The sequence below is a fragment of the Sphingomonas sp. SORGH_AS_0950 genome (assembly GCF_030818415.1).
In the GTDB taxonomy this organism is placed as follows: domain Bacteria; phylum Pseudomonadota; class Alphaproteobacteria; order Sphingomonadales; family Sphingomonadaceae; genus Sphingomonas.
Map to the genome: position 1 here is coordinate 2,210,629 of NZ_JAUTAE010000001.1, position 6,872 is coordinate 2,217,500.

At 64.6% G+C, this 6,872-nt stretch carries 3 protein-coding genes, 1 tRNA gene, 2 rRNA genes and 1 riboswitch (1 of these 7 running past the window's edge); of the genes, 1 reads left to right on the forward strand and 5 read right to left on the reverse strand.

From position 1 onward, the window contains the following. Window positions 1–6: 6 nt before the first annotated feature. Together QE385_RS09645 and QE385_RS09650 are read right to left on the reverse strand one after the other, a co-directional pair. Entirely contained in the window at window positions 7–1,473 is a 1,467-nt protein-coding gene (locus QE385_RS09645; RefSeq protein WP_307101281.1) for a PepSY domain-containing protein, read from the reverse strand. Beyond that, window positions 1,460–3,574 carry a TonB-dependent siderophore receptor gene (locus QE385_RS09650; protein ID WP_307101283.1) on the reverse strand — a complete coding sequence of 705 codons (2,115 nt, stop codon included), beginning with the start codon at window positions 3,572–3,574 and terminating at the stop codon, window positions 1,460–1,462. Before QE385_RS09650 ends, QE385_RS09645 begins: the two co-directional genes overlap by 14 nt. Before the next feature lie 241 nt (window positions 3,575–3,815). Beyond that, window positions 3,816–4,037: riboswitch (cobalamin riboswitch) on the reverse strand. A gap of 86 nt (window positions 4,038–4,123) precedes the next feature. Here QE385_RS09650 and QE385_RS09655 point away from each other — a divergent pair. Beyond that, window positions 4,124–4,426: a hypothetical protein gene (locus QE385_RS09655; RefSeq protein WP_307101286.1), complete on the forward strand. Its 303-nt coding sequence runs from the start codon at window positions 4,124–4,126 to the stop codon at window positions 4,424–4,426. Between the two features lie 69 nt (window positions 4,427–4,495). Here QE385_RS09655 and QE385_RS09660 read toward each other — a convergent pair. From QE385_RS09660 to QE385_RS09670, 3 genes are all read right to left on the reverse strand, one after another. Beyond that, a tRNA-Met gene (locus QE385_RS09660) sits at window positions 4,496–4,572 on the reverse strand. A gap of 115 nt (window positions 4,573–4,687) precedes the next feature. Further along, window positions 4,688–4,802 (reverse strand): 5S ribosomal RNA (gene rrf / locus QE385_RS09665). Window positions 4,803–4,932: 130 nt separating this feature from the next. Continuing rightward, window positions 4,933–6,872, reverse strand: a 23S ribosomal RNA gene (locus QE385_RS09670) (it continues 865 nt past the right edge of the window).

Genomic DNA, 6,872 nt, shown 5'->3' on the forward strand with positions numbered 1-6,872 from the left:
GCATGGTTACGCCAACCCCGATGGCGATGTTTTCACCCGCCCGCGCGACGCAGGACGGCACAGTCGCCGCCACCCGACCACGACGCCGCTGACCGACAGGATCAGCCCGGCGATCGACCAGAGCCACATCCACGCCGTCCAGCCGGGCCGCCACGCGGTCAGCCACGGCCAGTCCCAGGTGTGAAGCAGCGTATAGGCCCAGCGATAAGCCCGCCGGACGCGGTCCTGCCGCTCGACCACCGCCCCGCTCATCGGGTCGAGATAGAGCCAGGTCGCCGCGCGATCGTCGAACCGCATTCGCACCACCGGCAACCGGGCGGGATTGGTCCAATAGAAATCGGGCCGCTCCAGCCGTGCCACCCCCGTCACATGCCCGCCGGGGACCAGCATGGCGGCGGCGTCCGGTCGATCGATCGGCGCGGCCGGGGCCAGCGTCGCCTGCTCCAGCCAGCGCGGATGCGGTCCGGCCGGGTCGATCGCGATGCGCCGCCACCCGCCATCGCCGCTCCACACGACGCTGTGCGCCGGGCCCGCCATGGCGGCGAGCCGGTCGAGCGCCACCGGCTCGCCCGCCTGCCCGGCATAGGCGCGCATCGCCTCCACCGGCGCGGTGCCCCCGGCAAAGACGCGTCCCGGATCGACCGACAGCCAGCCGCTGACGATCCAGCCGGTCAGCAGCACGCCGCCCAGCAGCCCGCTGACATGATGCCAGACCATCCAGCCGCGATAGGGCGTCACCCGCCCGCCGCGATACCGACGCCGCCCCAGCCGCATGCGCAGGATGCCGATCCACATTCCGGTCAGCGCGACCGCGATGCACGGCCCCGACACCCACATCACCACCTGCCGCCACAGCCCGCCGTCGCGGCGCAGGATCGTCGGATAGAGCCAGTGCGGCACCGACCCCAGCCAGTTCCAGATACGCTGCGTCCGGGTCGTCCGCTGCACCGGCTGGCCGGTCAGGCTGGAGATATAGAGCTCGGTCCCGGCGGCATCGGCCAGCGTCGCCTTCCACAACGGACGGTGCCGGTCGAAGCCGCCCGCTACGGTCCATTGGTCATGCCCGATGGGCGCGACCGCGACGACCGGCGCCCCCGCGAACCGCACCGCGACCCGACGGGCATAGGCGGCCTCGACCGGCGCGACGCGAGCCCCCGTCCGGGCGGAGCGGATCTGCGTCTCGCCCTCCGCCCCTTCGATCCGCCAGACCGGCACGCCGTCGCGCATCTCCAGCGTGATCCGCCGCGCGGTCGCGCCGTCCGGCGGCGGCCGATCGACCCCGCCCCAGTCGATCGGCTCCGCCCCGGCCGCCATCTGGGCAGGGGTCAGCGCGGGATAGGGGACGTAGATCATCACCAGCCCGGAGGCGAACCACATCGCGAAGAACAGGCAGGCGGCGATCCCGGCCCAGCGATGGACGAGAAAGGCGAACCGGACGGCCGCCCTTCCCCATGACGCGTCAGAACGTCGCACGAAGGCCCAGGTCCAGCGAGCGCGGACGGCCCAATATCCATTGCTGATCGCCATAGGCGGTGACCGCATAGGCCTTGTCGAACAGGTTATAGACGCGCAGGTCGACCGCCATGCGCGGGCTCAGCGCATAGGACAGGGCGGCGTCCACCGTCGCATAGCCGGGGATGCGAAACGCATCGGCATTGTCGGAAAAGCGCCGCCCGACATAGCGCAGCCCCGCCCGCGCCTGCATGCGGGCCGTGGCATCCCAGCGCAGCCAGAGATTGCCCAGCGCCTCGGGCACATTGGGCGGCGTCCGGCCGCTATAGTCCGCGCCGCCCGAACGGAAATCATCGAACCGCGCATCCAGCATCGTCGCATTGGCGTCGATCCCGAACCCCTGGGGCAGATCGACCGAGACCGCCGCCTCCACCCCTTGCGCCGAACGCTGGCCGACCTGCTCGACCGGGCTGGAGAGGGTGCGCTGCGCCAGCAGCCCCGTCTTGACGATGCGATAGGCCGCCAGCGTCGCGGTGCCGCGCCCGCCCAGGAACAGCCACTTGGCCCCCATTTCGACCTGGTTGCCCTTCGCATTGCCGAACTGCACCTGCCCGCTCGACACGGTGGTCAGCGTGGCCAGCGGGTCGACGCCGGTGGCATATTGGCCATAGAGCGACAGGGTCGGCCTCGGCTGATACACGATGCCCGCCCGCCAGGTCGCGTTGCGGAAGGTCTTTTCAAAGGCGAAGCGATCGGTCCGCGTGCCGCCCGGATAGGCGATCGCCCAGCGGCGGACCTGATCCTCCTCGTAACGGAAACCGCCGACCACCGACCATTTCTGGCCCAGCGTCACCCGATCCTCGGCAAACACCGCCAGCGCGACGGTGCGGGTGCGGTATCGCGGCGCGATCCCCTGCGTATCCAGAAAGCGGCCGGGATCGAAGGCGAAGGGATCGACCGCATCGACCTGCGCATCCGATCCAAAGTCGTTCTCATGGGTGAAGCGCACCAGATTGGCGTCGACCCCGACGACCAGCGCATTGGCGATGCCCGGCGCCAGCGGCGTGCGCAGCGTCACGCTCGCCTGGTCGCCCCATTGGGTCTGGTCGTGACGGATGCCGTAATTGTCGCTCCGCCGGATCGTGCCGGGCGTACCGCTCTCCCCGTTGGCGCACGTGCCGTTGGTACCGACCCAGCAATAGCTCTCCAGATTGCGCCAGAATCGATCGCTGGTCAGATAATAGGCGATGTTGGAGACGCTGACCGCCGCGCTCGGCGTCCAGTCGACCTGTACCGAGGCACGGTCGTCGCGAAACCGCATCCGTCCGTCCCCGACATTATAGTTGCGCGTCCGAATCGCCGGGTCGAGCCGCCCGTCGATCAGCGGCGTCCCGAAATAGCCGATCGGCCGCTGGTCGCCATGATCGCCGCGGATCGTCACCGCCAGCCGTGGCGAAGGGGTCCATTTCACCGTGCCCGACAGCGCGAAACTGTGCGAATCCCCCCGGTCGACATAGCCGTCCGAGCGGCGATAGCTGGCATCCAGCCGATAGCCCAGCGTGGCCCCCGCCGGACCGCCGATCCCGGCCGCCAGCCGAACGCTGTCCTGCGCGCCATAGCCGATCTCGGCCTGTCCCTCGGTCCGGGCGGTGGGCTTGCGCATCACGACATTGACCGCGCCGCCCAGCGCGCCCTGGCCATAGAGCACCGACGCCGGGCCGCTCAGCACGTCGATCCGCTCGACCATCCAGGGATCGGTCGGAAAGGTGATCGTCCCGGCCGCCGGGAACAGCCGGACCCCGTCAATCAGTTGCAGGACCGAGCCCTGTCCGGAAAAGCCACGCGCCGCCAGGGCGGTGCCGCCATTGCCGGGATTGGCGACGCTCGACAGTCCGGGGGCGCGTGTCTCGGCCTCGACGATCGACTGGTCGCCCCGCGCGCGCACCAGGTCGCCGTCGAGCGAGGTGATGCTGGCAGGGGTTTCGAGCGGGGTCAGCCCCAATCGGCTGCCCGTGGCATTGGGCCGGTCCATCGCCGGTTTGTCGCGCGTACCGACGACCAATATCGTGGCGTCGGTGCCGGTCGGCATGCCCCCCTGCTGCGCCCAAGCGGGCATCGCCATGCAGGACCACAGGGCCCCACCCACAAGGATGAGACCACGGCTCGATGATATGTGATGATATAACATTATTTGCTCATAGCGTCTTGTCGCGAACAAGCCGAGACCTTCCGTTCGCTTCGAACGGCCGGATGCCATGCGCGCTGGACGCCTTTCCGCACTCGACATGGCCACCCATGCGCCTCCGCCACCATTGGCGTCGCTCGTCGGAAAAGACCTAGCCACGGCCATCCCCTGGGCCCGGCATGAGCGACCTGACGCCGGCAGGTCTCCTGGCTCACGGGTCATCGCGAACCATGCGCCTTCCCAGGTTGCCCCAGTGGCTGGACCGGCTCGACACCGGTCCCTGCATGTCCGCTCACCGCTTACAGTTGCAGGGACAGCCTCGGATTCGGGCGGTCACCCGCCCTCACCGCGTTCCCTTTTAATTCCCCTGTTCGGGGAAACCGGCGCGATCACGACCGGAATATTCCGGCCGCGTACTGATTGCGGCAATCGGCAGGGCGGGTCAAGCATCTGCCCCCAGCAGCGGCTTTGCGCTATCCCGAACCTATGGCCCGCAAGACCCGCTATCTGACCGCAACGATGCCCGACGGCTATGTGAAGACCATCGGCCCGACTTCAGCCCCGTTCAGCCATTACTGGCGGATCGTCGCCGATCTGGGCGGGGGCCGGACGGAGGTGTTCTGGGGTCACGCGAAATCGCGGAAAGAAGCCATGGCGCACGACGCATCGCTGGCGGAAGCGGCGCGCAAGCGCGGCTGGGTGGGGCACAGATTCGAGGTGGTGGAATTGGCGGAGAGCCAGGATCCGCCAGCGGCGCTGCCACCGAGGAGCGGCGGGCGTCGTCGCTAAGACGCGAACGCGCCAATCCGCCATCGGCTATGCCGTGGCGGTTTCGTATGGGGTGATGTTGGGTGTGTATGGTTGCGGGGGCAGGATTTGAACCTGCGGCCTTCAGGTTATGAGCCTGACGAGCTACCGGGCTGCTCCACCCCGCGACTGAGCTGAGCCGCACGGCGGCACGCTTCATGCGTGGTGTCGTGGGGCTGAGCGCCCCGGGCTGAGTGCCCGAGGAAACAAGTGAATGGGTTTTGTGTATACGCGGACTATAATGCCTGGCGACGCCCTACTCTTCCACTGCTTGAGCAGTAGTACCATTGGCGCAGTCGGGTTTCACGGCCGAGTTCGGGATGGGATCGGGTGGGACACCGACGCTATGGCCACCAGGCAATAGAGTCCGCGAATACTGACCCCGCTTTGTGGGCGGGGTGATGGGTATAAAATCGATGCGTGCACTGGCTGTATTGATGACCGCACCCTGCCATCTAGCCCAGGGCTGATGGTGGGGGTGTGGAGCTCTCAAGCGCGAATAGGACAATTAGTATCGGTTAGCTCCATGCGTTACCGCACTTCCACATCCGATCTATCGAGGTCGTGGTCTTCGACCGTCCTGAGAAATCTTATCTTGAGGGAGGCTTCCCGCTTAGATGCTTTCAGCGGTTATCCCGTCCGTACATAGCTACCCTGCTGCGCCGTTGGCACGACGACAGGTACACCAGAGGTACGTTCAACCCGGTCCTCTCGTACTAGGGTCAACTCCTCTCAAATTTCGACGCCCACGGCAGATAGGGACCAAACTGTCTCGCGACGTTCTGAACCCAGCTCACGTACCACTTTAATTGGCGAACAGCCAAACCCTTGGGACCTGCTCCAGCCCCAGGATGTGATGAGCCGACATCGAGGTGCCAAACAACCCCGTCGATATGAGCTCTTGGGGGTTATCAGCCTGTTATCCCCGGCGTACCTTTTATCCGTTGAGCGATGGCCCTTCCACGAGGGACCACCGGATCACTATGACCGACTTTCGTCTCTGCTCGACTTGTCAGTCTCGCAGTCAGGCTGGCTTATGCCATTGCACTCTAACAGCCGGTTTCCAACCGGCCTGAGCCAACCTTCGCGCGCCTCCGTTACTCTTTAGGAGGCGACCGCCCCAGTCAAACTACCCGCCACAGAGGGTCCCTGTACCGGTTTCACGGTACGAGGTTAGACATTAAACAACAACAGGGTGGTATTTCACCTATGGCTCCACATCGGCTGGCGCCAATGCTTCAAAGCCTCCCACCTATGCTACACAGTTCTTGTCCAATGCCACTCTGAAGCTGCAGTAAAGGTGCACGGGGTCTTTCCGTCTAACCGCGGGTACTCCGCATCTTCACGGAGAATTCAATTTCGCTGAGCATGTCCTGGAGACAGTGGGGAAGTCGTTACGCCATTCGTGCAGGTCGGAACTTACCCGACAAGGAATTTCGCTACCTTAGGACCGTTATAGTTACGGCCGCCGTTTACCTGGGCTTCATTTCAGAGCTTGCACTCCTCCACTTAACCTTCAGGCACCGGGCAGGCGTCAGGCCCTATACGTCGTCTTGAAGCCGACTTAGCAGAGCCCTGTGTTTTTGCTAAACAGTCGCTACCCCCTGGCCTGTGCCCCCCATGAGAGCTTGCGCTTACATGGGGCCTCCTTCTTCCGAAGGTACGGAGGCAATTTGCCGAGTTCCTTCAGGACACTTCTCTCAAGCGCCTTGGTATACTCTACCTGACCACCTGTGTCGGTTTCGGGTACGGTCTATACGGTGGGGCTATTTCCCGGGACCTCTTCGAGGCACGTCCAATCCGATAAGGACGTACAACACACGAGATCCGTCACACACCACCAGGCCCACGAATATTAACGTGGTTCCCATCGACTACCCCCTTCGGGCTCGTCTTAGGGGCCGGCTCACCCTGCGCGGATTAGCCTTGCGCAGGAACCCTTGGTCTTTCGGCGAGAGGGCATCTCACCCTCTTTATCGCTACTCATGTCTGCATTCGCACTTCCGATACCTCCACGACCCATTACCAGATCGCTTCGCAGGCTTACGGAACGCTCCGCTACCGCGTACACAAAGTGTACACCCTAAGCTTCGGTGCGTGTCTTGAGCCCCGTTACATCTTCGCCGCAGAAACCCTTGTTTAGACCAGTGAGCTGTTACGCTTTCTTTAAAGGATGGCTGCTTCTAAGCCAACCTCCTGGTTGTTTTGGGATTTCCACATGCTTTCCCACTTAGACACGACTTGGGGACCTTAGCTGTAGGTCAGGGCTGTTTCCCTTTTGACGACGGACCTTAGCACCCGCCGTCTGTCTCCCGAGTATCACTCATAGGTATTCGGAGTTTGGTTAGTATTGGTAGATCTCGCGACCCCCGCAACCATCCAGTGCTCTACCCCCTATGGTGTCCGCTCGAGGCACTACCTCAATAGT